A 24116-nucleotide genomic window follows, 5' to 3' on the forward strand; every position below is an offset into this window, starting at 1 on the left:
CCGGGAGGGCCAAGAACACCGTGGGCGGGACCGGCGGAACCGGCCCCGCCCACGCATGCACGGACCGACGGACTGACTGACGGACTAGCCGAGCGCCTGCGTCAGGTCGGCCAGCAGGTCGTCGCCGTTCTCGATGCCGACGGAGAGCCGCACCAGGTCGGCCGGGACCTCCAGCGGGGATCCGGCGGCGGAGGCGTGTGTCATCCGGCCCGGGTGCTCCAGCAGCGACTCGACGCCGCCGAGCGACTCACCGAGCGTGAAGAGCTTCGCGCGGTTGCAGACCTCGACGGCCGCTTCCTCGCCGCCCGCGACGCGGAAGGACACCATCCCGCCGAACGCCTTCATCTGCTTGGCGGCGATCTCGTGGCCCTGGTGCTCGGGCAGTCCGGGGTAGAGGACCTGGGTGACCTTGGGGTGGCGGGTCAGCAGGTCGGCGACCTTGGTGGCGTTCTCGCTGTGCCGGTCCATCCGGACGGCGAGGGTCTTGATGCCGCGCAGCACCAGCCAGGCGTCGAACGGCCCGGCGACGGCACCCATCGCGTTCTGGTGGTACGCCAACTCATCGGACAGGTCGGGGTCGTTGACGATCAGCGCGCCGCCGACGACGTCCGAGTGGCCGCCCATGTACTTGGTGGTGGAGTGGACCACGACATCGGCGCCGAGGGCGAGGGGCTGCTGGAGGTAGGGGCTGGCGAAGGTGTTGTCGACGACCAGCCGGGCGCCGGCGGCGCGGGCGACACCGGCGACGGCCGCGATGTCGGTGATGCCGAGCAGCGGGTTGGACGGGGTCTCCACCCAGATCGCCTTGGTGCGCGGGGTGATCGCGGCCCGTACCGCCGCCACGTCCGAGGTGTCGGCGACCGAGAACTCCACGCCCCAGCGCGAGGCGACCTTCGCGAACAGCCGGAACGTGCCGCCGTAGGCGTCGTTCGGGATGACCACGTGGTCGCCGGGGGTCAGCAGCGTACGGAGCAGGCAGTCCTCGGCGGCGAGTCCGGACGCGAAGGCGAGTCCCCGGCGGCCGCCCTCCAGGGCCGCGAGGTTCTCCTCCAGCGCGGTGCGGGTCGGGTTGGCACTGCGGCTGTACTCGTAGCCGCCGCGCAGCCCGCCCACGCCGTCCTGCTTGTACGTGGACACCTGGTAAATGGGCGGAACAACGGCGCCGGTGAGGGGATCGGCGGTGTTTCCCGCGTGGATCGCGAGAGTCTCGAAGCTGTGCTGGTCGCTCATGAGCCCCGAGCGTAGTCCGCCGCCGAGGCCGCTCACGGAGCACCGGGCCGTCCGGGGACAATGGGGGCATGGAGATTCTGTGGTTCCTGCTCGCGCTGTGCATGCTCGCCGCGGTCATCGGCCCCTTTGTGCTGCGCCGCCGCGGTGGTATCCGTCAGGTGGCGCCCGGTTCCCCGGACGCCGCCGACCCGGACACCTATGGTTTCGCGCGTCAGGAGGAGCTGGATATCCGGATGCCGGGCCCCGACCAGGATCTCCTCGACGTGCTCGATGTCGTCCAGCACACCCAGGAGTGGCGGGCGGCGTCCCAGCTGCTCTCCGGTACGCCGAAGGACGGCGAGGTGCGGTGGCAGCGGGTGCAGGCCTTCGCCGGGGCCGCCTCGCTGGAGCTGATGCAGCGGCCGGGCGTCGGCGGGGCGTGGCTGCGCAAGTGGCGGGCCGAGGCGCCGAAGGACGCGGGCGGCGCGGCCGTGCACGCGGAGTTCCTGGTCCAGCAGGCGTGGCGTTCGTCGACGGCCGGTACGGACGACTTCCGGATCATCCTGGAGGAGGCCCGTACGGTGGTCGGCGAGGCTGCCCTGCTGGCGCCGGGCGACCCGGTGCCGTATCTCGTGGAGCTGGCCGCGGCCCGTGGACTGGGCTATTCCCACGAGGAGTTCGACCAGCTCTGGGCGAAGGTCATCGACCGGGCGCCGGCCCACATGGGCGCCCATATCGCGGCGCTGCACTTCTGGTGCGAGAAGTGGCACGGATCCCGCGAGGAGGCCGACCGCTTCGCGACCGCGGCGGCTGCCCGCGCCCCGCAGGGCTCGCTGCTGGCGGCGCTGCCGCTGTTCGCGGTGTACGAGCACCTGCCCGAGGTCAACCTGGTGCAGGGGTTCTACCGGAGCCAGGTGGTGACCAGGGCGGTCGAGGGTGCGATGTTCGCGGTCCACGCGGCCCGTGCCGACGATCCGATGCTCGCGCACGTCCGCCATCTCCTGGTGCTGTTCCTGGTCCGGATGGAGCGCTGGTCCGAGGCGATGAACCAGCTGGTCCACATCGACGGCCACGTGGGCGCGCTGCCCTGGACGGAGAACTCCGACCCGGCCGCCGAATACACCGTGTACCGGGCCCTGGCGGTGGCCGGTTACGAGGCAAACGGCGGCAGCCCGGCGACGCTGCCGCGGTAGCCGGTGTGCGACCGTGGAGGCACCGATACCGCGAAGCAGCGGCCGACCTCACGACAAGGACCGGTGTTCCCGTGGCACGACTGATACCTCTGATCCTGATCGGCCTCGGCGTGTACTTCTGGCTCAGGGCCCGCAAGCGGGCCGCCTCGTTCGCCGAGACCTTCGAGTCCGAGGACGGCACGCCCCGCCGCTGACCGCGGGCGCCCGGAATCCGCGGCGCTCCCGGGACGTTGTACGGACAGCACACCGACCCAGGAGGAGCCCCCGCATGTTCCTGCACCGCCGCACCCCGCAGCTCCCCACGCCGGAGGAGGCCCTGCGCGGCCGCGCCACCCCGGAATTCACCGTCCCGTCCCGGCACACGGTCCTGGGCAACGCCCTGCTGGGCCCGTACCCGGAGGGCCTGGAGGTCGCGGACTTCGCGATGGGCTGCTTCTGGGGCGCCGAGCGGAAGTTCTGGGAGACGGACGGCGTCTGGACGACGCTCGTCGGCTACCAGGGCGGCTATACGGAGAATCCCGCGTACGAGGAGGTCTGCTCGGGCCTGACCGGGCACACGGAGGCGGTCCGCGTCGTGTACGACCCGAAGACCGTCACATACGCACAGCTCCTGAAGGTCTTCTGGGAGTCCCACGACCCGACCCAGGGCTTCCGCCAGGGCAACGACGTGGGCACCCAGTACCGCTCCGCCGTCTACACCCACTCCCCCGAGCAGGCGGCGGCCGTGGCGGCCTCCCGCGAGGCGTACCAGAAGGTCCTCACGGGCTCAGGCTACGGCGAGATCAGCACGGAGATCCTGCCCGCCGAGGGCCGCACCTTCTGGCCCGCGGAGCCCGCGCACCAGCAGTACCTCGACAAGAACCCGGCGGGCTACTGCGGGATCGGCGGCACGGGTGTCTCCTGCCCGATCGGTGTGGCCCCGGCCGGGAGCTGAGCCGGTTACCCTCACCCCGGACGCGAACGCCAAGGGTGGGGGCACCATGCACGACAACCGTACGGACGGACCGGCGGTCCCTTCACTGAAGGGCCGCCCGTGGTGGGCCGCCAACGAGGTCCTGGCGTTCCTCGTCGAACTGGCAGCGCTGGCCTGCCTGTTCTGGTGGGGGTTCACTCTCGGCGACGCCCTGGTCGTCCAACTCCTGCTGGGAACAGCGCTCCTGGCCCTCGCCATCACCCTGTGGGCGCTGTTCGCCGCACCCCGCGCCCGGGTCCGTCTGCCGCTGGCCGGCGTACTCGCCGTCAAGGCGGTGGTGCTCGGCGGCGGCGCCTTCGCGCTGTACGAGGTGGGGCATCCGGTGGCGGCCGCGGTCATGGCCGTCGTGGTGGTGGTGAACACGGGACTGGCGGAGACGTTCCGGCGCCGGCCGCAGCCCGCGAAGTAGACCCCGACACCAGCACAGACGCCGACACAGACACAGACACCGGCCCGGGACGCGTCCGCGTCCCGGGCCGGTGTCTGTGCGCCGGGGCCCCGGTCAGATCAGGCCCTGTGCCAGCATCGCGTCCGCCACCAGCTCGAAGCCGGCGATGTTCGCGCCGACCACGTAGTTGCCGGGGCTGCCGTAGCGCTCCGCCGTGGTGTAGCAGGAGTCGTGGATGTGGCGCATGATCTCCGCGAGCCGCTCCTCCGTGTGGGCGAAGGTCCAGGAGTCGCGCGAGGCGTTCTGCTGCATCTCCAGGGCGCTGGTGGCCACGCCGCCCGCGTTGGCCGCCTTGCCGGGCGCGAAGGCCACGCCGGCCTCCTGGAACACGCGGACGGCCTCGGGGGTGGTGGGCATGTTGGCGCCCTCCGCGACCGCCTTCACGCCGTTGCGTACGAGGGCCAGTGCGTCGGCCTCGTGGAGTTCGTTCTGCGTGGCGCAGGGCAGCGCCACATCGCAGGGCACGCTCCAGACGCCGGTGCCGGGTACGAAGCGGGCCTCGGGCCGGCGCTCCGCGTACTCGGAGACGCGGCCGCGGCCGGCTTCCTTGATCTCCTTGAGCAGGGCGAGGTCGATGCCCTTCTCGTCCACGACGTAGCCGTCGGAGTCGGAGCAGGTCACCACGGTGGCGCCGAGCTGCTGGGCCTTCTCGATCGCGTAGATCGCGACGTTGCCCGAGCCGGAGACGGCGATGCGCCGGCCGTCGAGGCTGTCGCCCTGGCTGCGGAGCATCTCGGCGGTGAACATGACGCAGCCGTAGCCGGTCGCCTCCGTACGCACCAGCGCCCCGCCCCAGCCGAGGCCCTTCCCGGTGAGGACGCCGGACTCGTAGCGGTTGGTGATCCGCTTGTACTGGCCGAAGAGGTAGCCGATCTCGCGGCCGCCGACACCGATGTCACCGGCGGGGACATCGGTGTACTCGCCGAGGTGGCGGTGGAGCTCCGTCATGAACGACTGGCAGAACCGCATGATCTCGGCGTCCGAGCGGCCCTTCGGGTCGAAGTCGGAGCCGCCCTTGCCGCCGCCGATGGGCATGCCGGTGAGGGCGTTCTTGAAGATCTGCTCGAAGCCGAGGAACTTCACGATGCCGAGGTTGACCGAGGGGTGGAAGCGCAGCCCGCCCTTGTACGGGCCCAGCGAGCTGGAGAACTCGACCCGGAATCCGCGGTTGACGTGGATGTCGCCGGAGTCGTCCGACCACGGCACCCGGAAGATGAGCTGGCGCTCCGGCTCGCATATGCGCTCGATGATCCGGGCGTCCACGAACTCCGGCCGCTGGGCCAGCACCGGGCCGAGCGTCTCCAGGACCTCGCGTACGGCCTGGTGGAACTCCTTCTCGCCCTGGTTGCGGCGGAGGATCTCCGCGTACAGCGGCTCGATGACGCGGTGGGCGGCGGGCGGCGTTGCGGAGTCAGGGGTGGCCGTCATCTGATCAAGACCTTCCATGGGTCGGCTCATGCGCGAAGGCGCCCCCGTCCCGAGGGGCACCAGGTCCTCCCTCGCCGTTGAGGGCGCCGCCCGACATCACGCATACCGTGCTCACGAAAGCGACGTACAGGACCGTTGTGGCGTATCGAGTGTCCCAGTGGGGTGGTGGGATGCTCCACGGGCATCCACATGATGATCCCTTCGCGCCCTGCGCGGGAAGGCCGCCGCCGCCCGGACCCGGGCCGGTTCCGGGGAGAATCTGCCGGGTTGCGGCAGGGGCGCACATCATCGGAAGTGGTGAACCTCACAACGGCGCGCGGGCGACTGTGAGGTCAGCCGCCGGTTCTCGCGCGGCACACGCAGCATCCGTCCGCCTCGGTTCTCGCGCGGCCGTACGGCATCCGTCCGCCTCGGTTCTCGCGCGGCCGTACGACATCCGTCCGCCTCCGGTCTCACGCGGCCGTACGGCATCCCTCCGCCTCAGTTCTCGCGCGGCACGCGCAGCATCCACAGGCCTGCCGCCGACGCGAGCAGGACCGCGCCCGAGACGACGCTCAGGGCGATGTGCAGCCCTTCCTGACCCACCAGGAAGTTCAGCGAGACGTTCGCGACGAGCGCGACGAGGAGCACGGTGCGGAGCAGCGGTTTCACGGGTTCTCCAGGAGGTCGGGCGGGACGCCGGGCCCCTGCCCGGCTGTGTCCCTCCATCCTTCCGGCGGACGGACCCGGGCACGAGGGACCGGCCTCCCGGACCCGTGGTGTAGCGGGCTACACCACGGCGCCGACGGCCGCGAGGCCCGCAGGTGTGCGGTCCGGGCCCGCGGTGACGGGCTATCAGACATGATTCCGTCATGACGACATCACGGGGGAATCGCAAGGGCCGCGACCCCCATACTCCTTACAGGCAAACGCCGTTGGCCGCAGGACCGCTCCTCGGCTACGGGCAGCCCGGTCCCCCGTACGTCCCCGGGCGGGCGGAGCGGCCCGCGCCCGGGACGCCGCCCCGGGCCGGCGAGATGCGCCGGTATCTCGCCGTGGGGCTCGACTGCTACCTCTGCCTGGTCACCAGCGGCTTACTCGTCCGGCCGTACGCACACTCGGCGGCCGTTCCCCAGGTCGTCGGGCTGCTGATCGGGCCGGTGCTCGTCCTCTCGTTCCTCAACCAGGTCATGCTCACCGCGGTCGTGGGTGCCGGAGTGGGAAAGCTGATCATGGGGATACGGGTGGTGAGCCTGCCGGACGTGGGGCGCCCGGGCCCCGTACGGCTGGTGCGGCGCTGGCTGTACGGGCTGTGCTGGCTGCCGCTGCAGCCCTGGTACGGGGTGCACGCCCGGCTGGCCGGAGACGGTTCCGGTCCGCGTACGGCCTGCGCGGAAGGCGCCGCCTACAGCGACCCGGCCGGCCTGCGCCAGGTCCGCCGCACCGATCTGGTGGCGCACCGCCGGGCCGTGGCCGGACGGACCGGCTGAAGGTCCGCCGGGTGGCCTGTGAGCCGCTGGGCCGGCGGATCCGTCGTACGGGTCGGGGCCGCCGGCTGGGCGGGCTCGGGTGTCGCCGGGTCAGGCCGCGGCGTTCTCCGTGATGGTGACCTTGCCCTTGCGGATGGTCGCCAGGCGCGGGGCCCTGCGGGCGATCGCGCTGTCGTGGGTGACCATGATGAAGGTGAGCCCGTGCTCCTTCCACAGGGTCTCCAGCACCTCCATGATCTCGTCGCGCATGGACTCGTCGAGGTTGCCGGTGGGCTCGTCGGCGAGCAGCACCTTGGGCTGCTTGACCAGGGCCCTGGCGATCGCGACGCGCTGCTGCTGGCCGCCGGACATCTCGCTGGGGAGGTGGGCGAGGCGTTCGCCGAGCCCGACCGAGTCGAGTGCCTCGGCCGCTCTTCTGCGGCGCTCGGACGTCTTGACGCCGAGCGGGACGAGGGCGGTCTCGACGTTCTCCTGGGCGGTGAGGGTCGGGATGAGGTTGAAGCTCTGGAAGACGAAGCCGATGTTCTCGGCGCGCACCTTGGTGAGCTTGGCCTCGCTGAGCTTCGCGAGGTCGACCCCGTCGAGCTCGACGCTGCCGGCGGTGGGGCGGTCCAGGCCGCCGAGCATCTGCAGCAGCGTGGACTTGCCGCCGCCGGTAGGGCCCTGGATGACCAGGCGGCCACCGTCCTCGATGGTCAGGTCGACGCCGGCGAGCGCGTGGACGGTGGACTTGCCGCGTGTGTACTGCTTGGTGACGCCTTGAAGCGTGTACATGGGTCAGCTCCTGCTGGGCGGTGATCGCGGATCCCGGGCGACCGCCTCGGGGGTCGCCCGCGGACCGGGGATCGCTGGGGGACGGGGTACGGGATGCCCGGTCGCCGGTCATCCCGTGCGGGCTACTCGACGCGGCGCAGCGCGTCGGCGGGGCGCAGCCGGGACGCGCGCCAGCCGCCGAAGGCGCCCGCGATCAGTCCGCCCGCCACGGCCAGGCCGACGGCCATCAGGATGACGGAGAGGGAGACGGGTGCGGTCAGCGCGATGTCGAGCGCCTTGGAGGCGGTCTGCCGGCCGGGGCCGCCCATGCCGCCGCCGCGTCCCGCGCCGCCGCCCGTGGAGCCGAGCTGGGCGGTGAGGGTGGGGCTGACGGCGGTGACGGCGTAGGCGCCGGCGAGGCCCACCGCGATGCCGAGGACGCCGCCCATCAGGCCGTTGACGAGTGCCTCGCCGATGACCTGGCGGGTGACCCGGCCGCTCTTCCAGCCGAGTGCCTTGAGCGTGCCGAACTCCCGTACGCGGCGGCTGACCGCGGAGGAGGTGAGGAGGCCCGCCACCAGGAAGGCGGCGATGAGCACGGCGATGGAGAGCCACTTGCCGACGCTGGAGGCCAGGTCGGAGGCGGTGGAAAGGGAGCCGGACACGGTGTCCGCGAGGTCGGCGGAGGTGGTGACCGTGGTTCCCGTGATGTTCTTCTGGATCGTGGCCTTGACGCTGTCGATCTGCTGCGAGTCGGCGGCCTTGACGTAGACCGTGGTGACCTTGTCCTTCGAGTCGGCGAGGGTCTGCGCCTGCTGGAGCGGGATGTACAGGTTCGCGGCCGCGTCACCGCTCTCGGCCGTCGAGACGCCGACGATCGAGAACTTGGTCCCGTGGATCGTCACCGTCTTGCCGGTCGAGAGTTCCTTCTCCTTCGCGTACGCGGCGTCGACGACGGCCACCTTCGCGTTGGTCTCGGTCGTCTTGAACGTACGGCCGGTGGTGATCTTCGACGAGGTGAGCGGGCCGAGGTCCTGCTTGGTGACGTCGGTGCCGTAGACGGTGTAGGAGTTGACGTCGAAGGAGGCTCCGCCGCCCTGGACCTCGCCCTGCGGCTGGGTGCTGCCACCGCCGCCGGGGCCGCCGCGGCCGCCGCCCCCGGTCGTGGCGCTCTCGTCCTGCTTGAACTCGCCGCGCTTGAACTGGCCGTCCACCTTCATGACGGTCAGGCTCAGCCCGCCGACGGCGTCGGCGACGCCGGTCTGCTTGCCCACCTGGTCGACCGTGGTGGCGGCCAGGCTCTGGAAGCCCTGGACCATGACGCGGTCGGTGCTCTGCGTCGCGTCGTCGTCGCCGTCCTTGGCGTCGAACTCGAACCTGGGGCGCCCCGTGCCGGAGCCCGGAGCTGCCGCGGCCTTGGTGACGGTCATGTCCGTGCCGAGGCCGTACAGCGATTCCAGGACCTTGTCCTGGGCCTTGCTCATGCCCGATGAGACCGAGCTGACGATGATGACGAGCGCAATGCCGAGGGCGAGCCCCGAGGCGACGACGAGCGCCGCCTTTCTGCGGCGGCGCAGCTCGCGCCGGAGGTAGGTGAAGAACATGGCGCGAGGCTAGGGACCGCTTGTGATGGTGGGTTAAGGCCACGATGAGAGCGGGATGAGAACAGCCCCGGAACGCCGCAGGCGGGGCTCCGGGATCCGTGGGGATCGCGGAGCCGCCGCCTGCGGCGTACGGAGCGGGGTGCGGCCGGCTCAGGCCTGGGAGCCCGCCGTCCACTCGGCCCAGCTGAGGTTCCAGCCGTTGAGGCCGTTGTCGGCCTTGATGGTCGCGTCCGGGGAGTTCTTGACGATGACCACGTCGCCGATCATGGAGTTGTTGTAGAACCAGGCGGCGGGCTCGTTGGGGTCTCCGGCGCCCTTGGCGTCGGAGAGGCCGACGCAGCCGTGGCTGGTGTTGGCGCTGCCGAAGATCGACTTGGCGCCCCAGTAGTTGCCGTGGATGAAGGTGCCCGACGTGGACAGCCGCATGGCGTGCGGCACGTCCTTGATGTCGTACTCACCCTTGCCGTCGTCGTCGGTGAAGCCGACCGTCGAGCCGTCCATCCGGGTCTCCTTGAACTTCTCGGAGATCACCATCTGGCCGTTGTACGTCGGGTTGTCCGACGAACCGGCCGAGATCGGGATGGTCTTGATCGTCTTGCCGTTCTGGGTGACGGTCATCGTGTGCGTCTTGGCGTCCACGGTCGACACCTGGTTGCGGCCGACCTTGAAGGTGACCGTCTTCTGCTGCACGCCGTAGACGCCGTCCGCGCCCTCGACGCCGTCCAGCGCCAGCTTCAGCGTGACGGTGGAGCCGCCCGTCCAGTAGTCCTCGGGGCGCAGGTCCAGGCGCTGGGAGTTGAACCAGTGGCCGGCGACCTGCTGGCCGCTGCTGGACGTCACGGTGATGCCGGCCTGGACCGCCTTCTGGTCCGTGATCGGCTTGTTGAAGTTGATCGAGACGGGCATGCCGACGCCGACGGTGGAGCCGTCCTCGGGGGTGAAGTTCCCGATGAAGCTGTTGTCCGGCGACACGGTGGTGAAGGAGGAGTTCTCGTGCGCCTCGCGGCCCTTCGAGTCCTGCGCCGTGGCGTTGATCTTGTACGTGGTCGAACGCTCCAGCTGCGCGTCCGGCTTCCAGCTGGTGCCGTCGGCGGAAAGGGTGCCCTTGACGCTCTCGCCGGCCGCCGTGGTCATCGTGACGACGGTCAGCTTGCCCTTGGCGACGGTGACCTTGGCGGCGTTGTTGATGCTCGCGTTGGTCGCGCCGTTCTTCGGCGAGATCGCTATCTGCGCCTCGGAGGCCTCCTCGGCCGCCGCCTTGTCGACCTCGGCGGCCTGTGACTTCTTCGAGCTGTCGGGGCTGGGGCCGCCGTTGTCGCCGCCGTCGCTGCAGGCCGAAAGCACCAGCACGCCGCCGAGCAGTGCGGACGCGGCCATGAGGCCCTTGCGCCGTTTGCTGTCCGTCATCACACGCTTCTCCATCGTTGCCGAAATCCCCGAAAACCCCGTGCCGGCCCATCGGCCGGCGAAAGCCCGTCAATGCTCCAAGAACACCCTGGCAGGGTGCCCCGTTCCATATCCGCCTCGGATGTGGGGAACACCACTCATCGACGCGGTGGTGACTGCCGTGGTTCCCGCTGTTCATCACCTATGTACCAGCCGGTGCACGACCCGGTTGTACCGCACGTCCGCGATCCGGATCCACCGGCCGCTCACGCGCACCGGCCCCGGTCCGCCGAAGCGTGCCGGGGCCGGTGTTCCCACCCGCTAGGCCCGCCGCTCCGTGCTGCCGTGCTTGTCGTCCTTCTCCCCATTGTGCGGGACGCCGGAGGTGCTCCCGTCGCCGTCTCCCTCTTCCTCGTCGTCGTAGTCGTCACCGTCCTGGCCGTCATCGAGGTCCCACGCGTCCGGTTCCTCCGGGTCGTAGTCGATGGTCTCGCTGCTCCAGGAGGCCTGGGTCAGTTCGACCCCGGGAACCTCGCTGACCAGGTCGAACGGGTCGATCAGCGAGGCGAGGGCCTCCGCACCGTCTTCCCGTACCGCGGTCTCGGCATGCGTGCGTTCTTCGGCGGACTCCCCGCCGGGCTCGCCGTACTCGGCGGCGAGGCTTTCCAGGGCTGTTCCGCTCAGGGCTTCGGCGTCCGTGATCTCCAACACCATTTCGACACGAAGGCGAACGAATCGTGATGACTCAGAAGTACTCATGAGGCGGAGCGTAAGCCGCCTGCCGCCATGGCTTTCCCGCGACCCGCTGCGTTCATTAGCATCGGTGCAACAGGCCTGAGGGGACCCGGCATTCGGGAAGCCCTCGTACGTACGGCTGCCCCGAGGGGGATCGATTCCGTGGCCATCACCCGCCGCCCGCTCCTGACCGCCACCGCTGCGGGAACACTGCTCTGCGCCCTGTGGTTCGTGCCGTCCGCCAACGCGGGCGACGCGGCCCCGGGCACGGCCGGCCACAGCGCCGCCGCCACCGGTCCGGAGTCGGACACCGGCTCGCTCGCCGACACCGGGACCGGCATCGACACGACGCCGTACCTCATCGGCGGGATGGCGTTCCTGGGCATCGGAGCGGGCTTCGTGACCTACTCGGGCCGTCGCGGAGGTCCACAGCCGGCCGTGTGACCGGCCCCGCACACGGCCACCGGGGCTCGCTCCCCGGTGGCCGCTCCCGTGCAGGTCATACGGTCAGGCCAGCGGCCCCGTGACCGGCTCGACCGCCGAGACGAGCTTGCCCGCCCGGACGAAGGCGTCCGCCGCGGCCAGGTCCGGCGACAGGAAGCGGTCCGGGCCCGGGCCCTCGACGCCCGCGGCCCGCAGCGCCGCGATGGCGGCGAGCGAGGCGGGGGCCGGGGTCAGCCCCTGCGCGGCGCGCAGCTCGACGGCGCGGGTCGCCGCGTACAGCTCGACGGCCACGATCCGGGCGAGGTTGTCGACGGCGGTACGGAGCTTGCGCGCGGCCGACCAGCCCATCGAGACGTGGTCCTCCTGCATCGCGGAGGACGGGATCGAGTCGGCGGAGGCCGGGACGGCGAGCCGCTTCATCTCGCTGACCAGGGCGGCCTGCGTGTACTGGGCGATCATCAGGCCCGAGTCGACACCGGCGTCGTCGGCGAGGAACGGCGGCAGGCCGTGCGAACGGTTCTTGTCCAGCAGGCGGTCGGTGCGGCGCTCGGCGATCGAGCCGAGGTCGGCGGCGACGATCGCCAGGAAGTCCAGGACGTACGCGACCGGCGCTCCGTGGAAGTTGCCGTTGGACTCGACCCGTCCGTCGGGGAGCACCACCGGGTTGTCGACGGAGGAGGCCAGTTCGCGGTCGGCGACGGTCGCGGCGTACGCGAGGGTGTCGCGGCCCGCACCGTTGACCTGGGGCGCACAGCGCACGGAGTAGGCGTCCTGGACGCGCGGCGCGTCGTCCTGGTGATGGCCCGTGAGGCCCGAACCGGCCAGCACCCGCAGCATGTTGTCGGCGCTGGCGCCCTGGCCGGGGTGCGGGCGGATGGCGTGCAGCTCGGGAGCGAGGACCTTGTCCGTGCCGAGCAGGGCCTCCAGCGAGAGGGCCGCCGTGATGTCGGCCGAGGTGTACAGGCTGCGCAGGTCGGCGAGGGCCATCACGAGCATGCCGAGCATGCCGTCGGTGCCGTTGAGGAGGGCGAGGCCCTCCTTCTCGCGCAGCTCGACCGGGGTGATGCCGTGGGCGGCCAGGAGCTCGCCTGCCGGGCGGACGGTCCCGTCGGGGCCCTCCGCGTCGCCTTCACCCATCAGAGTCAGGGCGCAGTGCGAGAGCGGTGCCAGATCGCCGGAGCAGCCGAGGGAACCGTACTCGTGAACGACGGGTGTGATCCCGGCGTTGAGTACGTCGGCCATGGTCTGCGCGACCTCGGGCCGCACGCCCGTGTGGCCGGAGGCGACCGTCTTCAGCCGGAGGAACATCAGCGCCCTGACGACCTCGCGCTCGACCCGCGGGCCCATGCCGGCGGCGTGCGAGCGGACGATGTTGCGCTGGAGCTGGGCACGGAGCTCCGGGCTGATGTGCCGGCTGGCCAGGGCGCCGAATCCGGTGGAGACGCCGTAGACCGGCTCGGGCTTGGCGGCGAGCGCTTCCACGATCTCGCGGGCGGCGGCCAGGGCGCTCACCGCGGCGGCGGAGAGCTCGACACGGGCGTTGCCGCGGGCCACGGCGATGACGTCCTGAGCGGTGGTACCGGACGTCCCCACCACGACTGTATGCATATCCATATTCAGAAGCGTACGGATTGAAACCCTTCATGTCACTAGTGGTCCTCGGGGTGACCCCTTACCTCGTCCGTCGCCTCGGGGGGCGCTCCCCGCAGCCGGCGACGGTCGTGGGCGGATTTCGGCGGGGAGTCGGCCAGCCGGATGACCTCGCCGTCACGCCCCGCAACCACGGGCTCCGTGGAGCGGGCCGCCTTCGCCCGGTACTGGGCCGCGTCCGCGAGCCGGAAGAGCCGCCGGGCGGAGACCACCGGGCCGATCGGGTCCCCCGTGGACGCGATCCCACAGGCGACCCCGTTGCCGAACTCCAGCTCGGCGGCCCGCTCGCAGAGCTCCGTGGCCACCGCAACCACCTCGTCCGCCCCGGGGCCCAGGGCCAGCAGGCAGAACTCGTCCCCGCCGAGCCGGGCCGCGAGCGCCCCGGGCAGCATGGCCCCGCACCGGGACAGCACGGAGCCGAAACGTTCCAGCAGACGGTCGCCGACGGCGTGCCCGTGCGTGTCGTTGACCCACTTGAGACCGTTGAGATCGCAGACGACCAGGCTCACCACCGAGCCGTCCTCCCGGTGCCGCTCCACCGCCTCGTCCAGCCGCATGTCGACGGCCCGCCGGTTGGCGAGGCCGGTCAGCGGATCGGTGAAGGCGAGCTTGCGCACCTCCTCCAGGCGCTCCGTCTGGGAGATCCCGGCAGCCACGACGGCGGCCAGCACCGTGGCGAAGTCCGCGTCCCGGCGGTCGAACACCGGCTCCCCCGACGGCCGCGCCACATAGAGCTCGCCCCAGGCCCGCCCGTGCAGCACGATCGGCGCCACGACACAGCAGCCGCGCCCGCGCCGGCGCAGCGCGGCCACCCGCTGATGGCAGTAGCCGCGCCGGTAACCATGCGCACCCGACACGTCCGCACCCCCCGCGCCGGCGTCCCCGGGCTCCGGCTCCACCGGACCGTCGGCGGTCTCCACCCAGGCATCCGGCTCACCACCCCCGGCCCACCGCTCGTGCAGGAACTCGGTGATCTCCGGGAACTGGTGCACGGGGTACGTCTCCTCGTCGGGGAACTCCTCCTCCCCGTCCGCCCGCTCGCCCGCGTTGACCAGGACCCGCAGCCGTCCGCGCCCGCGCTCCCAGACCGACAACGCGGCGAAACTGCCGCCCAGCGCCTCGCACGCCCCCAGCGCCGCCGCCCGCCAGCACCCCCGAGGGGTGTACGCCGCAGCCATCGCCTGCGCAAGCGAAACCACGGCCCGCAGCCGCGCATCGTCACCACCCATCGCCCCAGCTTATGTAGGTTTGCGGTGATTTGATCACTTGGCGACCCGAATCATGCACGGTGCGTCGCGACACGGGCACACGTAGTTACCGTCGGGTCACTCCCCGGGCCAGTTCGGCTTCCGCTTCTCGTTGAACGCGGCCACGCCCTCCGCCCGGTCGCCGGAGAAGGCCACCGAACGCCAGGCGGAGTCCTCGACCTCCAGACCGGCCCGCAGATCGAGCCCGTGGCCGAGCCGCAGGGCCCGCTTGGCCGCTCGCAGCCCCACCGGGGAGTTCGCCGCGATCCGGACGGCGAGCGCCAGCGCCTCGGCCCGGTCCCGGCCGTCCGCGACCAGCTCGTCCACCAGCCCCAGCTCCCGCGCCTCGGCCGCCTCCACCCGGCGGGCGGTGAAGATCAGCTCCGCGGCGCGCGCCGCCCCGATCCTGCGCGGCAGCAGCTGGGTCCCGCCGCCTCCCGGGATGACGCCGACCGACACCTCGGGCAGACCGACCAGGGCGGTCCGGTCGGCGACGATCAGATCGCAGGACAGGGCCAGCTCGAACCCGCCGCCCAGCGCGAAGCCGTGCACCGCGGCGATCGTCGGCATCGGCAGTTCCAGCACCCCGGTGTAGGCGGCGCGCGCGGTGGGCCGCTGGCGCACCAGGTCGGCGTCCGTGAAGGAGTTGCGCTCCTTGAGGTCCGCGCCCACGCAGAAGGCCCGCTCGTGGCTGGAGGTGAGGACGGTGACCCGGACCTCCGGATCGGCGGCCAGCGCGGCACAGGCGGCGGCGATCGAGCGGGCCATGTCCGTGGACACCGCGTTCATGGCCTTGGGCCGGTCGAGGACCAGCTCGGCGACATGCTCCAGCCCCTCGTGACCCCGTACGACGACGAACTCCCCGAACCGCTGCTCGGACGTGACGGTCATGACTGCACCCCTGTCGGTTAACGAGCGTTACCGGAGGGATCCTAGAGCTCTCCCGGGGCGGCAGGTCAGGGGGTGGCCGGGACAAGCCGACCGTGAGGACCGGCGGCGGTCAGGGCGCGGTCAGGAGGTGCCGCGACGGGCCAGCAGCCACGGTTCGACGATGCCGAGACCACGTACCGGCCGCTGCCACATCGGCTGGAGCCCGTAGCGGTACTTGGGTACGGGAGCCGGCTCCTCGCCGTCCGCGCTCTCCTTCGCGGCGGCCGCCTCCTCCGCGGCCCGGGCCTCGGAGACGGGGGCGTCGCCGGTCCGGGTCAGCTCCTTGGCGAACGCCCCGTCCACGAGGACGGCGTCCTTCGGAGCTATCGACGTCAGCCGGCTGGCGAGGTTCACGGTGGTGCCGAAGACATCGCCCATCCGGGTGGTGACCGTGCCGAACGCGATGCCGACGCGCAGCGCCGGCATCGTCTCGTCCAGGGTCATCGCCTCGACGAGGCGCAGTGCGATCTCCGAGGCCGTGCCCGCGTCGTCGGCGGCGAAGAGCACCTCGTCGCCGAGGGTCTTGATGAGCCGGCCGCCGTGCGCGGCCACGAGGTCGGCGCAGGTGGTCTCGAAGGACTCGACGAGTTCGCCGAGCTCCTCCTCCTCCAGCCGACGGGTCAGCCGGGTGAACCCGACGAGGTCGGCGAAGCCGACGGCCAGGCGACGGTCGACCATCTCCTCGTCGTCCGCGGCCTGCACGACCCGGCCGGTGGCGGCGGCGAGCTGGCGCCGCCACACGTACACCAGGAACTCCTCCAGCTCCGGCAGGAGCAGTTCGATCAGGGGGTACGTGACCTCGGTGCGGGTCATTCCGGGCTCGGGCGGCTCGGTGAGGCCCTCCAGGAACGAATCGATCTGCCATTCCGCCAGCCGGGCGGTGGTCTGCCCGGTCGACCGGGCCACCTGGATCGCCATCGGCTCGCTGAGCAGCCCCGCCTCGACGAGGCCGGACAGCCGCCGCAGCGCCAGGACGTCGGCCTCGGTCAGCGCCTTGGCCTGGCCGATGTCGGCGAACCCCATGGCCCGCCAGAACCGGGACGCCAGGTCCATGGAGACGCCCGCGGTGCGAGCGGCCTGGAACGGGGTGTAGCGCCGGTCGGCACCCAGGATCAGCTGTTCCAGCCGGATCGCCAGGGGGTCGTCGGTCGGTTCGGCCGTGTGGTCGACCTCGTGATGCGGTGTCGCGTGGACCGAGGAGTCCGACGGGGGCTCCGCGCCCGCGCCGGAGGTCGTGTCGCCGACGGTCACCAGCCGCCTCCTGCCCGTTCCCTGCGCACTGCCCTGCCGATCTGTCGGTGGATCGCCTCAACGATACGGCAGGTGTGCCCTACCTCACGTCGTCGAGGCGTTACCCGACGGGTCGGGGCGTGCGTGCCGCTCCGAAGCGCCTCTCGGAGGCTGTCAGCTCATACGCCAGCCTCTCAGGTCAGTCCGCCCTCCGCGCCGCGCAAGTGCACGATGTCGCCCGCCGAGACCGGTTCGCGCAGGCCGTCGTCCGAGGACAGGACCAGCCGCCCGTCCCCGTCGATCGCGACCGCCTCGCCGGTGAGCGTGCGGTCGCCGGGCAGCTGGGCCCGTACCGTCCGGCCGAGCGTGGCGCAGCCCGCCGCGTAGGCCTCCTGGAGGCCGCTCGCCGCCGCGTCGCCGTCGGCCGCGCGCCACTGCCCGTACCACTGCTCCAGGGAGCGCAGTACGCCCCGCAGCAGTGTTTCCCGGTCCGTGGAGACCGCTCCGGCGAGGGCGAGCGAGGCGGCGGTGGGGGCGGGCAGTTCGTCGGTGCGCAGGGAGACGTTGAGTCCGATGCCGATGACGACGCCGTCACCGGCCCGCTCGGCGAGGATGCCGCCCGTCTTGCGCTCCTCGCCGAACGGGGTCTCCCCTGGACGGAGCTCGTCGGAGTCCTTGGGGATGGTGACCAGCAGGTCGTTGGGCCATTTCAGTGCCGTGTCGACGCCGGCCGACCGCGCCAGGCCGGTCGCCGCGGCGACCCCCGCCAGCAGCGGCAGCCAGCCCCATCGCCGCATCGGTACGGGCGCCGGCGCCAGGTAGACCGAGAAGAACAGGCCGGAGCGGGCCGGGGCGGTCCAGGTGCGGTCCAGGCGGCCGCGGCCGGCGGTCTGCTCCTCGGCGACCAGGACGGCGCCCTCGGTGAGGGAGGCCGCGCGCCCCGCGAGGTCGGAGTTGGTGGAACCGGTGCTGTCGACGACGTCGAGGGAGGTCCACAGCCCGTCCGGCCGCAGCAGTCCACGGCGCAGCGCGGGAACGTTCAGGGGCGGCCGGTCCAGGTCCGACCAACGGCTCTGTGGCGCATCCGAGGGTGTCATGCAAGCCACCCTAGGTGTGTCAAACGACGCACTGCCGAACGGTATCCGCGCCGATACGCTACGGATCAGTAGCCGTACAGCGCTGCGGGCCGTCAGCCGTTCATCCGCTGATCAGCAGCACAGTCGTCCCCGTGACCAGGCAGGGAGCCGCCACCCGATGTCCGAGCCGGAAGAGATCGACATCCACACCACCGCGGGCAAGCTCGCGGACCTGCAGCGCCGTATCGACGAGGCGACCCACGCGGGTTCCGCGCGCGCGGTGGAAAAGCAGCACGCGAAGGGCAAGTTGACCGCGCGTGAGCGCGTCGACCTCCTGCTCGACGAGGGTTCCTTCGTGGAGCTGGACGAATTCGCCCGGCACCGCTCGACGAACTTCGGCATCGAGAAGAACCGGCCGTACGGGGACGGTGTCGTCACCGGGTACGGCACGGTCGACGGCCGCCCCGTCTGCGTGTACTCGCAGGACTTCACCATCTTCGGCGGCTCGCTCGGCGAGGTCTACGGTGAGAAGATCGTCAAGGTGATGGACTTCGCGCTGAAGACCGGCTGTCCGGTCATCGGCATCAACGACGGCGGCGGCGCCCGCATCCAGGAGGGTGTCGCGGCGCTGGGCCTCTTCGCGGAGATCTTCCGCCGCAACGTGCACGCCTCGGGTGTGATCCCGCAGATCTCGCTGATCGTCGGACCGTGCGCGGGCGGCGCGGTCTACTCCCCCGCGATCACCGACTTCACGGTCATGGTCGACCAGACCTCGCACATGTTCATCACCGGGCCCGACGTCATCAAGACGGTCACCGGCGAGGACGTGGGCTTCGAGGAGCTCGGCGGCGCCCGTACGCACAACACCACCTCGGGTGTGGCGCACCACATGGCGGGCGACGAGAAGGACGCGATCGAGTACGTCAAGTCGCTGCTGTCGTACCTGCCGTCGAACAACCTCTCCGAGGCCCCGGCCTTCCCGGAGGAGGCGGACCTGGCGGTCAGCGACGAGGACCGCGAGCTGGACACGCTGATCCCGGACTCGGCGAACCAGCCGTACGACATGCACACCGCGATCGAGCACGTGCTGGACGACGGCGAGTTCCTGGAGACCCAGGCCCTGTTCGCGCCGAACATCCTCACCGGCTTCGGCCGCGTGGAGGGTTACCCGGTCGGCATCGTCGCCAACCAGCCGATGCAGTTCGCCGGCTGCCTGGACATCAACGCGAGCGAGAAGGCCGCCCGGTTCGTCCGCACGTGCGACGCCTTCAACGTGCCCGTACTGACCTTCGTCGACGTGCCGGGCTTCCTGCCGGGTGTCGACCAGGAGTACGGCGGCATCATCCGCCGCGGCGCCAAGCTGATCTACGCGTACGCGGAGGCCACCGTCCCGCTGATCACGGTGATCACCCGCAAGGCGTTCGGCGGCGCGTACGACGTCATGGGCTCCAAGCACCTGGGCGCCGACATCAACGTCGCCTGGCCGACCGCGCAGATCGCCGTCATGGGCGCGCAGGGCGCCGTCAACATCCTGCACCGCCGCACCATCGCCGCCGCCGAGGATCAGGACGCGACCCGCGCCGGGCTGATGGCGGACTACGAGGACGCGCTCCTCAACCCGTACGTGGCGGCCGAGCGCGGCTACGTGGACGCGGTGATCATGCCGCACGAGACCCGGGCCCAGGTGGTCAAGGGTCTGCGGCAGCTGCGCACCAAGCGGGAGTCGCTGCCCCCGAAGAAGCACGGCAACATCCCCCTCTAGAAAGGGTCCTGGCCATGATCAAGGTCGTACGGGGCAACCCGACCCCGGAGGAGCTGGCCGCCGCTCTGGCGGTGGTGCGGGCGCGCGCCGCGGCGGCGTCCGCCGTGTCGTCCGGCGCGCCGGAGCTGCCCGCGCAGTGGTCCGACCCGGGCCGCCTGGCCCGGCGCGGGCGCCACCTGCCGGGACCGCGCGCCTGGGCGCGTACGTACTGGCCCGGGTAGGCGTGCGTGACGCGTGTGGCGGCGGTTGAGTACGCGTACTCAGGCGCCGCCGCGGTTCGCGGCGCAGGATCGGATCATGCTGTGGTCCGATCCCGAGAACAAACCGCCGAAGGAACTGCGCGACGCCCAGGACATGCTCCGGCGCGCGGGCCTCGTGCTCGCGCTGGCCATGGTGATCGCGATGTTCGTACTGGGCGCCCGCTGACGGCGTGAGCCCATCGGACCCCTCAGGCGGCCGAGGGGCCGGGTCCGGGGCGGCAGCCCGCGCATGCGGCTCATTTGTACGATGGCCCGCATGACTGACCCCGCGCCCCGCCGCCTCGTACTCGCCTCCGCCTCGCCCGCCCGTCTCGCCCTGCTGCGGCAGGCCGGGTTCGCGCCCGAGGTGATCGTCAGCGGGGTCGACGAGGACGCGCTGAGCGCCCCGACCCCGGCGGAACTCGCGCTCGTCCTGGCCGAGGCCAAGGCCGGCGTCGTGGCCGCGCTGCCGCAGGCCGCGGGGGCCCTGGTCATCGGGTGCGACTCGGTGCTCGAACTGGACGGCCAGGCGCTCGGCAAGCCGGCCGACGCCGAGGAGGCCACGGCCCGCTGGAAGTCCATGCGGGGACGCTCCGGGATCCTGCAGACGGGCCACTGCCTGACCGACACCGCGAGCGGACGCACCGCCTCCGCGACCGCGTCCACGACGGTCCGCTTCGGTGAGCCCTCGGACGCCGAGATCGCCGCCTACGTGGCCTCCGGCGAACCACTGCACGTCGCGGGCGCCTTCACCCTCGACGGGCGCTCGGCACCCTTCGTGGACTCGATCGACGGCGACCCGGGCAACGTCATCGGCCTTTCGCTGCCGCTGCTGCGGCGGCTGCTGGGCGAGCTGGGGATCCAGGTCACCGACCTCTGGGTCTGAGGGTCCCGGTTCAGGCCGGGGCCGGTGCCGCCGGCTGTTCGGACTCGGCGCCGGCGGCCGGCTCCCCGTCGGCGGGGCCGTACGCCACCAGGGTCAGCACGATCAGTCCGAGCACCACCATCATGAGGGCGAACGCCGCCCAGCCCACCAGACCGACCGTCAGCGCGCCCAGCACGCCGTGGACGACGGCGCAGCCGATGAGCACGATCCGGGCGGCACGGCCCGGGGCCCGGTCGCGGATACCGGCCACCAGGAGCAGTACACCGCAGAGCACCAGGAACAGTCCCGAGACGCCTCCCAGCACCCAGGTCCCCTTGGACATGACACCGGGATCGGTGCCGGCCAGGGACATGTCCTGGTTCTTCACGACCGTTCCCAGGACGACGTTGATGATCACGATGCCCACGGCTTCCGCGAACAGCACGAGCGCGGCTATCAAAGCCACCGGCCTGCGCACCACGGCGCTCACCCCCTGTTACCTGCAGTACGTGCGATAGCGCGGACCCTACTAACGGGTAATGCTCCGGACAAGGGGTTCGGCGCCCTCTTCCCGCACCCGTACGCCCCCACTTCGCGCCCCCTTGTCCGCGCCCAGGTGCGTCGGGCAAAGAATCGCGCGCCGCTTAGTAGGAATTCCACAAAGAAACACCAGGAGTCGGTGCCCGTGCCGACAGAGACCTGGACCACACCTCGTGGCTACTGTGCGGTCATGGTTCCCGGCGTACCGTGGTGCCACAAGGGATTTCGCGACTCGAGCAAGCCTCGAATCACACTCCGTGTGGGCAAGCTCACCAATGGGGACGGGTCGTAGGACCGTGTCGGTTGTCCCTAAACTCAGCTTGTTTCAAGGAGGGAGCCATCGTGCGCAAGGTGCTCATCGCCAACCGTGGCGAAATTGCTGTCCGTGTTGCCCGTGCCTGCCGGGACGCGGGAATCGGGAGCGTGGCCGTCTACGCAGACCCGGACCGCGACGCTCTGCATGTGCGTGCGGCCGACGAGGCATTCGCTCTGGGCGGTGACACCCCGGCCGCCAGCTACCTGGACATGGCCAAGGTGCTCCAGGCGGCCAAGGACTCCGGGGCGGACGCGATCCACCCGGGTTACGGCTTCCTGTCGGAGAACGCCGAGTTCGCCCAGGCCGTGCTCGATGCCGGTCTCACGTGGATCGGCCCGCCGCCCCAGGCGATCCGGGACCTCGGTGACAAGGTCGCCGCCCGCCACATCGCCCAGCGCGCCGGCGCGCCGCTCGTCGCGGGCACCCCGGACCCGGTCGAGGGTTCGGCCGAGGTCGTCGCCTTCGCCGAGGAGCACGGGCTGCCGATCGCGATCAAGGCCGCGTTCGGCGGTGGCGGGCGCGGGCTGAAGGTCGCGCGCACGCTGGAGGAGATCCCGGAGCTGTACGACTCCGCGGTCCGTGAGGCCGTCGCCGCGTTCGGGCGCGGGGAGTGCTTCGTGGAGCGCTACCTCGACAAGCCGCGGCACGTGGAGACCCAGTGCCTGGCCGACACCCACGGCAACGTGGTCGTCGTCTCCACCCGTGACTGCTCGCTCCAGCGCCGCCACCAGAAGCTGGTCGAGGAGGCCCCGGCCCCCTTCCTCTCCGAGGCGCAGAACGCGGAGCTGTACGCGGCGTCCAAGGCGATCCTGAAGGAGGCCGGCTACGTCGGCGCCGGCACGGTCGAGTTCCTGGTCGGCATGGACGGCACGATCTCCTTCCTGGAGGTCAACACCCGCCTCCAGGTGGAGCACCCGGTCACCGAGGAGGTCACCGGCCTCGACCTCGTACGCGAGATGTTCCGCATCGCCGACGGCGAGGAGCTCGGGTACGGCGACCCGGAGATGCGCGGTCACTCCTTCGAGTTCCGGATCAACGGCGAGGACCCGGGCCGCGGCTTCCTGCCCGCCCCGGGCACCGTCACCGTTTTCGCTCCGCCGAGCGGTCCCGGCGTCCGCCTCGACGCGGGCGTGGAGTCCGGCTCGGTCATCGGCCCGGCCTGGGACTCCCTGCTGGCCAAGCTGATCGTGACCGGTGCGTCACGCGCACAGGCGCTCCAGCGCGCGGCCCGCGCGCTGGCCGAGTTCAACGTCGAGGGCATGGCCACCGCCATCCCGTTCCACCGCGCGGTCGTCGCCGACCCGGCGTTCACCTCCGACCCGTTCCGCATCCACACCCGCTGGATCGAGACGGAGTTCGTCAACGAGATCAAGCCGTTCGCCGCTCCGGCCGACACGGATGCGGACGAGGAGTCCGGCCGCGAGACGGTCGTCGTCGAGGTCGGCGGCAAGCGCCTGGAAGTCTCCCTGCCCTCCTCGCTCGGCATGAGCCTGGCCCGTACGGGACTCGCGGCGGGCGCCAGGCCCAAGCGCCGTGCGGCGAAGAAGTCCGGCTCGGCCGTCTCCGGCGACACCCTGGCCTCCCCGATGCAGGGCACCATCGTGAAGATCGCGGTGGAGGAGGGCCAGGAGGTCAAGGAGGGCGATCTGATCGTCGTCCTGGAAGCCATGAAGATGGAGCAGCCGCTCAACGCGCACCGCGCGGGCACCATCAAGGGCCTGGCCGCCGAGGTCGGCAGCTCGGTCTCCTCCGGCGCCGTCATCTGTGAGATCAAGGACTGACCCTCACGGCATCCGTTCCCACCTGTTCCACCGGCGCCCCGCTCATGTCATAGGACGTGACCGGGGCGCCGGTCATTGCGGGGAACGAACCGCCCGTTCAGCGTTACGGAGGGCACCTCCGGTTACCCGGTGGCATCCTGGACCCCGAGGCGGACACAGGGAGGACTGCGCAATGGCGATCAGTACGGCAGGGACACCGGTCCGCACGCCGGACCGGCCCATGCGCGCCGACGCGCGCCGCAACTACGACCGGCTGCTCACCGAGGCCCGCAACTCCTTCGCCGAGCACGGCACCGACGCCTCCCTGGAGGACGTCGCGCGACGGGCGGGCGTGGGCATCGGCACCCTGTACCGGCACTTCCCGACCCGGCACGCACTGATGAGCGCGGTCTTCCAGGAGGCCGTGGCCGCCCTGATCACCCGCTCCCGCGAACTGGCCGGGGCGGAGCAGCCGTGCACCGGCCTGGTGGAGTGGCTGGGCGCGCTCATCACTCATGCGGGTGAGTACCGAGGGCTGGCCCAGGCACTCATGTCGACGTGCCGGGACGAGACATCGGCCCTGTCACCGTGCAACGTGCCGTTGCGCGAGGCGGGTTCGGTACTGCTGGCCCGGGCGCAGTCGAGCGGGGCGGTACGGGCCGAGGTGTCCATCGACGACCTGATGCAGCTGACGAACGCGATCGCCCTGGCCGCCGAGCAGTCACCGGACGATCCGGAACTGGCGGAGCGATTGCTGACGCTGACACTGCGGGGCCTGAGCAGTTCCGGCCCCTCCGAGCCTCCCCGCGATTGAGGTGCCGGGGGCAAATCAAGCCCCTCCGGCGATTGAGGAGCGGGG

The 24116-nt window shown here is 71.4% G+C and carries 25 protein-coding genes; 12 read left to right on the forward strand and 13 right to left on the reverse strand.

The features are described from left to right. Positions 1–84 precede the first annotated feature (84 nt). The gene (locus tag JGS39_RS18220) at positions 85–1230 is read right to left on the reverse strand and encodes a cystathionine gamma-synthase (RefSeq protein WP_219570223.1); all 1146 of its coding nucleotides are present in this window, start codon (positions 1228–1230) and stop codon (positions 85–87) included. Between the two features lie 68 nt (positions 1231–1298). On the opposite strand from JGS39_RS18220, the gene JGS39_RS18225 reads away from it, so the two are divergent. The 4 genes from JGS39_RS18225 to JGS39_RS18235 all read left to right on the forward strand — a co-directional run bounded on the left by JGS39_RS18225 (position 1299) and on the right by JGS39_RS18235 (position 3784). Further along, entirely contained in the window at positions 1299–2402 is a 1104-nt protein-coding gene (locus tag JGS39_RS18225) for a hypothetical protein (protein ID WP_219570224.1), read from the forward strand. Positions 2403–2473: 71 nt separating this feature from the next. After that, positions 2474–2596, forward strand: coding sequence for a hypothetical protein (locus tag JGS39_RS41470; RefSeq protein ID WP_264302735.1), 123 nt, complete (start codon positions 2474–2476; stop codon positions 2594–2596). 74 nt (positions 2597–2670) lie between these two features. Beyond that, positions 2671–3336 carry a peptide-methionine (S)-S-oxide reductase MsrA gene (gene msrA / locus JGS39_RS18230; RefSeq protein WP_148020402.1) on the forward strand — a complete coding sequence of 222 codons (666 nt, stop codon included), beginning with the start codon at positions 2671–2673 and terminating at the stop codon, positions 3334–3336. A 46-nt stretch (positions 3337–3382) separates the two neighbouring features. Further along, complete coding sequence (locus JGS39_RS18235; protein WP_236063115.1) at positions 3383–3784, forward strand: YrdB family protein; 402 nt, start codon at positions 3383–3385, stop codon at positions 3782–3784. Between the two features lie 93 nt (positions 3785–3877). On the opposite strand, the gene gdhA is transcribed toward JGS39_RS18235, so the two are convergent. Both gdhA and JGS39_RS18245 read right to left on the reverse strand, forming a co-directional pair. Then, entirely contained in the window at positions 3878–5251 is a 1374-nt protein-coding gene (gene gdhA / locus JGS39_RS18240; protein ID WP_219570225.1) for an NADP-specific glutamate dehydrogenase, read from the reverse strand. A gap of 480 nt (positions 5252–5731) precedes the next feature. Beyond that, complete coding sequence (locus tag JGS39_RS18245) at positions 5732–5902, reverse strand: hypothetical protein (protein WP_219570226.1); 171 nt, start codon at positions 5900–5902, stop codon at positions 5732–5734. A gap of 365 nt (positions 5903–6267) precedes the next feature. Here JGS39_RS18245 and JGS39_RS18250 point away from each other — a divergent pair, with 365 nt between their 5' ends. Continuing rightward, positions 6268–6720, forward strand: a complete 453-nt coding sequence (locus tag JGS39_RS18250; RefSeq protein ID WP_219570243.1) for an RDD family protein — start codon at positions 6268–6270, stop codon at positions 6718–6720. A 90-nt stretch (positions 6721–6810) separates the two neighbouring features. On the opposite strand, the gene JGS39_RS18255 is transcribed toward JGS39_RS18250, so the two are convergent. The 4 genes from JGS39_RS18255 to JGS39_RS18270 form a co-directional block, all read right to left on the reverse strand. Further along, a complete protein-coding gene (locus JGS39_RS18255) occupies positions 6811–7494 on the reverse strand; it encodes an ABC transporter ATP-binding protein (protein WP_148020400.1) in 684 nt (227 codons plus the stop codon). Between the two features lie 122 nt (positions 7495–7616). Next, positions 7617–9077, reverse strand: a complete 1461-nt coding sequence (locus tag JGS39_RS18260; RefSeq protein WP_219570227.1) for an ABC transporter permease — start codon at positions 9075–9077, stop codon at positions 7617–7619. 150 nt (positions 9078–9227) lie between these two features. Continuing rightward, positions 9228–10484 carry a L,D-transpeptidase gene (locus JGS39_RS18265; RefSeq protein ID WP_219570228.1) on the reverse strand — a complete coding sequence of 419 codons (1257 nt, stop codon included), beginning with the start codon at positions 10482–10484 and terminating at the stop codon, positions 9228–9230. A 300-nt stretch (positions 10485–10784) separates the two neighbouring features. Beyond that, on the reverse strand, positions 10785–11177 hold the full coding sequence (locus JGS39_RS18270) for a hypothetical protein (protein WP_219570229.1): 393 nt from the start codon (positions 11175–11177) through the stop codon (positions 10785–10787). Positions 11178–11360: 183 nt separating this feature from the next. Here JGS39_RS18270 and JGS39_RS18275 point away from each other — a divergent pair, with 183 nt between their 5' ends. Further along, positions 11361–11642 carry a hypothetical protein gene (locus tag JGS39_RS18275; RefSeq protein ID WP_219570230.1) on the forward strand — a complete coding sequence of 94 codons (282 nt, stop codon included), beginning with the start codon at positions 11361–11363 and terminating at the stop codon, positions 11640–11642. A 63-nt stretch (positions 11643–11705) separates the two neighbouring features. On the opposite strand, the gene hutH is transcribed toward JGS39_RS18275, so the two are convergent. The 5 genes from hutH to JGS39_RS18300 form a co-directional block, all read right to left on the reverse strand. Then, on the reverse strand, positions 11706–13256 hold the full coding sequence (gene hutH / locus JGS39_RS18280) for a histidine ammonia-lyase (RefSeq protein WP_219570231.1): 1551 nt from the start codon (positions 13254–13256) through the stop codon (positions 11706–11708). A 35-nt stretch (positions 13257–13291) separates the two neighbouring features. Then, the gene (locus JGS39_RS18285) at positions 13292–14521 is read right to left on the reverse strand and encodes a GGDEF domain-containing protein (RefSeq protein ID WP_219570232.1); all 1230 of its coding nucleotides are present in this window, start codon (positions 14519–14521) and stop codon (positions 13292–13294) included. Between the two features lie 96 nt (positions 14522–14617). Next, entirely contained in the window at positions 14618–15430 is an 813-nt protein-coding gene (locus tag JGS39_RS18290; protein WP_219570233.1) for an enoyl-CoA hydratase/isomerase family protein, read from the reverse strand. 120 nt (positions 15431–15550) lie between these two features. Continuing rightward, positions 15551–16720, reverse strand: a complete 1170-nt coding sequence (locus tag JGS39_RS18295) for an adenylate/guanylate cyclase domain-containing protein (protein WP_219570234.1) — start codon at positions 16718–16720, stop codon at positions 15551–15553. Positions 16721–16893: 173 nt separating this feature from the next. Continuing rightward, a complete protein-coding gene (locus JGS39_RS18300) occupies positions 16894–17796 on the reverse strand; it encodes a biotin--[acetyl-CoA-carboxylase] ligase (protein ID WP_219570235.1) in 903 nt (300 codons plus the stop codon). A gap of 157 nt (positions 17797–17953) precedes the next feature. Between JGS39_RS18300 and JGS39_RS18305 the strand changes: the two genes are divergently transcribed. The 4 genes from JGS39_RS18305 (at position 17954) to JGS39_RS18315 (ending at position 20662) form a co-directional block, all read left to right on the forward strand. Next, a complete protein-coding gene (locus tag JGS39_RS18305) occupies positions 17954–19537 on the forward strand; it encodes an acyl-CoA carboxylase subunit beta (protein WP_219570236.1) in 1584 nt (527 codons plus the stop codon). A 14-nt stretch (positions 19538–19551) separates the two neighbouring features. Continuing rightward, a complete protein-coding gene (locus JGS39_RS18310; protein ID WP_219570237.1) occupies positions 19552–19758 on the forward strand; it encodes an acyl-CoA carboxylase epsilon subunit in 207 nt (68 codons plus the stop codon). 76 nt (positions 19759–19834) lie between these two features. Next, entirely contained in the window at positions 19835–19963 is a 129-nt protein-coding gene (mmpB, locus tag JGS39_RS41475; protein ID WP_261991678.1) for a morphogenic membrane protein MmpB, read from the forward strand. An 81-nt stretch (positions 19964–20044) separates the two neighbouring features. Further along, complete coding sequence (locus JGS39_RS18315; RefSeq protein WP_219570238.1) at positions 20045–20662, forward strand: Maf family protein; 618 nt, start codon at positions 20045–20047, stop codon at positions 20660–20662. A 10-nt stretch (positions 20663–20672) separates the two neighbouring features. Here JGS39_RS18315 and JGS39_RS18320 read toward each other — a convergent pair whose 3' ends face one another. Beyond that, positions 20673–21131 (reverse strand): hypothetical protein, encoded by a 459-nt coding sequence (locus JGS39_RS18320; RefSeq protein ID WP_219570239.1) that lies wholly within the window; start codon positions 21129–21131, stop codon positions 20673–20675. A 392-nt stretch (positions 21132–21523) separates the two neighbouring features. Here JGS39_RS18320 and JGS39_RS18325 point away from each other — a divergent pair, with 392 nt between their 5' ends. After that, the gene (locus JGS39_RS18325) at positions 21524–23278 is read left to right on the forward strand and encodes an acetyl/propionyl/methylcrotonyl-CoA carboxylase subunit alpha (RefSeq protein ID WP_219570240.1); all 1755 of its coding nucleotides are present in this window, start codon (positions 21524–21526) and stop codon (positions 23276–23278) included. A 172-nt stretch (positions 23279–23450) separates the two neighbouring features. Continuing rightward, entirely contained in the window at positions 23451–24071 is a 621-nt protein-coding gene (locus JGS39_RS18330) for a TetR/AcrR family transcriptional regulator (RefSeq protein ID WP_219570241.1), read from the forward strand. Positions 24072–24116 lie beyond the last annotated feature (45 nt).

It is taken from the genome of Streptomyces poriferorum, assembly GCF_019399235.1.
Classification (GTDB): Bacteria; Actinomycetota; Actinomycetes; order Streptomycetales; family Streptomycetaceae; genus Streptomyces; species Streptomyces poriferorum.

Excerpts from the sequence above, each read along its gene's own strand:
- JGS39_RS18220 (WP_219570223.1), bottom strand. The coding sequence starts at position 1,230 with ATGAGCGACCAGCACAGCTTCGAGACTCTCGCGATCCACGCGGGAAAC.
- JGS39_RS18225 (WP_219570224.1), top strand. The coding sequence starts at position 1,299 with ATGGAGATTCTGTGGTTCCTGCTCGCGCTGTGCATGCTCGCCGCGGTC.
- msrA (WP_148020402.1), top strand. The coding sequence starts at position 2,671 with ATGTTCCTGCACCGCCGCACCCCGCAGCTCCCCACGCCGGAGGAGGCC.
- JGS39_RS18235 (WP_236063115.1), top strand. The coding sequence starts at position 3,383 with ATGCACGACAACCGTACGGACGGACCGGCGGTCCCTTCACTGAAGGGC.
- gdhA (WP_219570225.1), bottom strand. The coding sequence starts at position 5,251 with ATGACGGCCACCCCTGACTCCGCAACGCCGCCCGCCGCCCACCGCGTC.
- JGS39_RS18250 (WP_219570243.1), top strand. The coding sequence starts at position 6,268 with ATGCGCCGGTATCTCGCCGTGGGGCTCGACTGCTACCTCTGCCTGGTC.
- JGS39_RS18255 (WP_148020400.1), bottom strand. The coding sequence starts at position 7,494 with ATGTACACGCTTCAAGGCGTCACCAAGCAGTACACACGCGGCAAGTCC.
- JGS39_RS18260 (WP_219570227.1), bottom strand. The coding sequence starts at position 9,077 with ATGTTCTTCACCTACCTCCGGCGCGAGCTGCGCCGCCGCAGAAAGGCG.
- JGS39_RS18265 (WP_219570228.1), bottom strand. The coding sequence starts at position 10,484 with ATGACGGACAGCAAACGGCGCAAGGGCCTCATGGCCGCGTCCGCACTG.
- JGS39_RS18270 (WP_219570229.1), bottom strand. The coding sequence starts at position 11,177 with ATGGTGTTGGAGATCACGGACGCCGAAGCCCTGAGCGGAACAGCCCTG.
- hutH (WP_219570231.1), bottom strand. The coding sequence starts at position 13,256 with ATGGATATGCATACAGTCGTGGTGGGGACGTCCGGTACCACCGCTCAG.
- JGS39_RS18285 (WP_219570232.1), bottom strand. The coding sequence starts at position 14,521 with ATGGGTGGTGACGATGCGCGGCTGCGGGCCGTGGTTTCGCTTGCGCAG.
- JGS39_RS18290 (WP_219570233.1), bottom strand. The coding sequence starts at position 15,430 with ATGACCGTCACGTCCGAGCAGCGGTTCGGGGAGTTCGTCGTCGTACGG.
- JGS39_RS18300 (WP_219570235.1), bottom strand. The coding sequence starts at position 17,796 with ATGACACCCTCGGATGCGCCACAGAGCCGTTGGTCGGACCTGGACCGG.
- JGS39_RS18305 (WP_219570236.1), top strand. The coding sequence starts at position 17,954 with ATGTCCGAGCCGGAAGAGATCGACATCCACACCACCGCGGGCAAGCTC.
- JGS39_RS18310 (WP_219570237.1), top strand. The coding sequence starts at position 19,552 with ATGATCAAGGTCGTACGGGGCAACCCGACCCCGGAGGAGCTGGCCGCC.
- mmpB (WP_261991678.1), top strand. The coding sequence starts at position 19,835 with ATGCTGTGGTCCGATCCCGAGAACAAACCGCCGAAGGAACTGCGCGAC.
- JGS39_RS18315 (WP_219570238.1), top strand. The coding sequence starts at position 20,045 with ATGGCCCGCATGACTGACCCCGCGCCCCGCCGCCTCGTACTCGCCTCC.
- JGS39_RS18330 (WP_219570241.1), top strand. The coding sequence starts at position 23,451 with ATGGCGATCAGTACGGCAGGGACACCGGTCCGCACGCCGGACCGGCCC.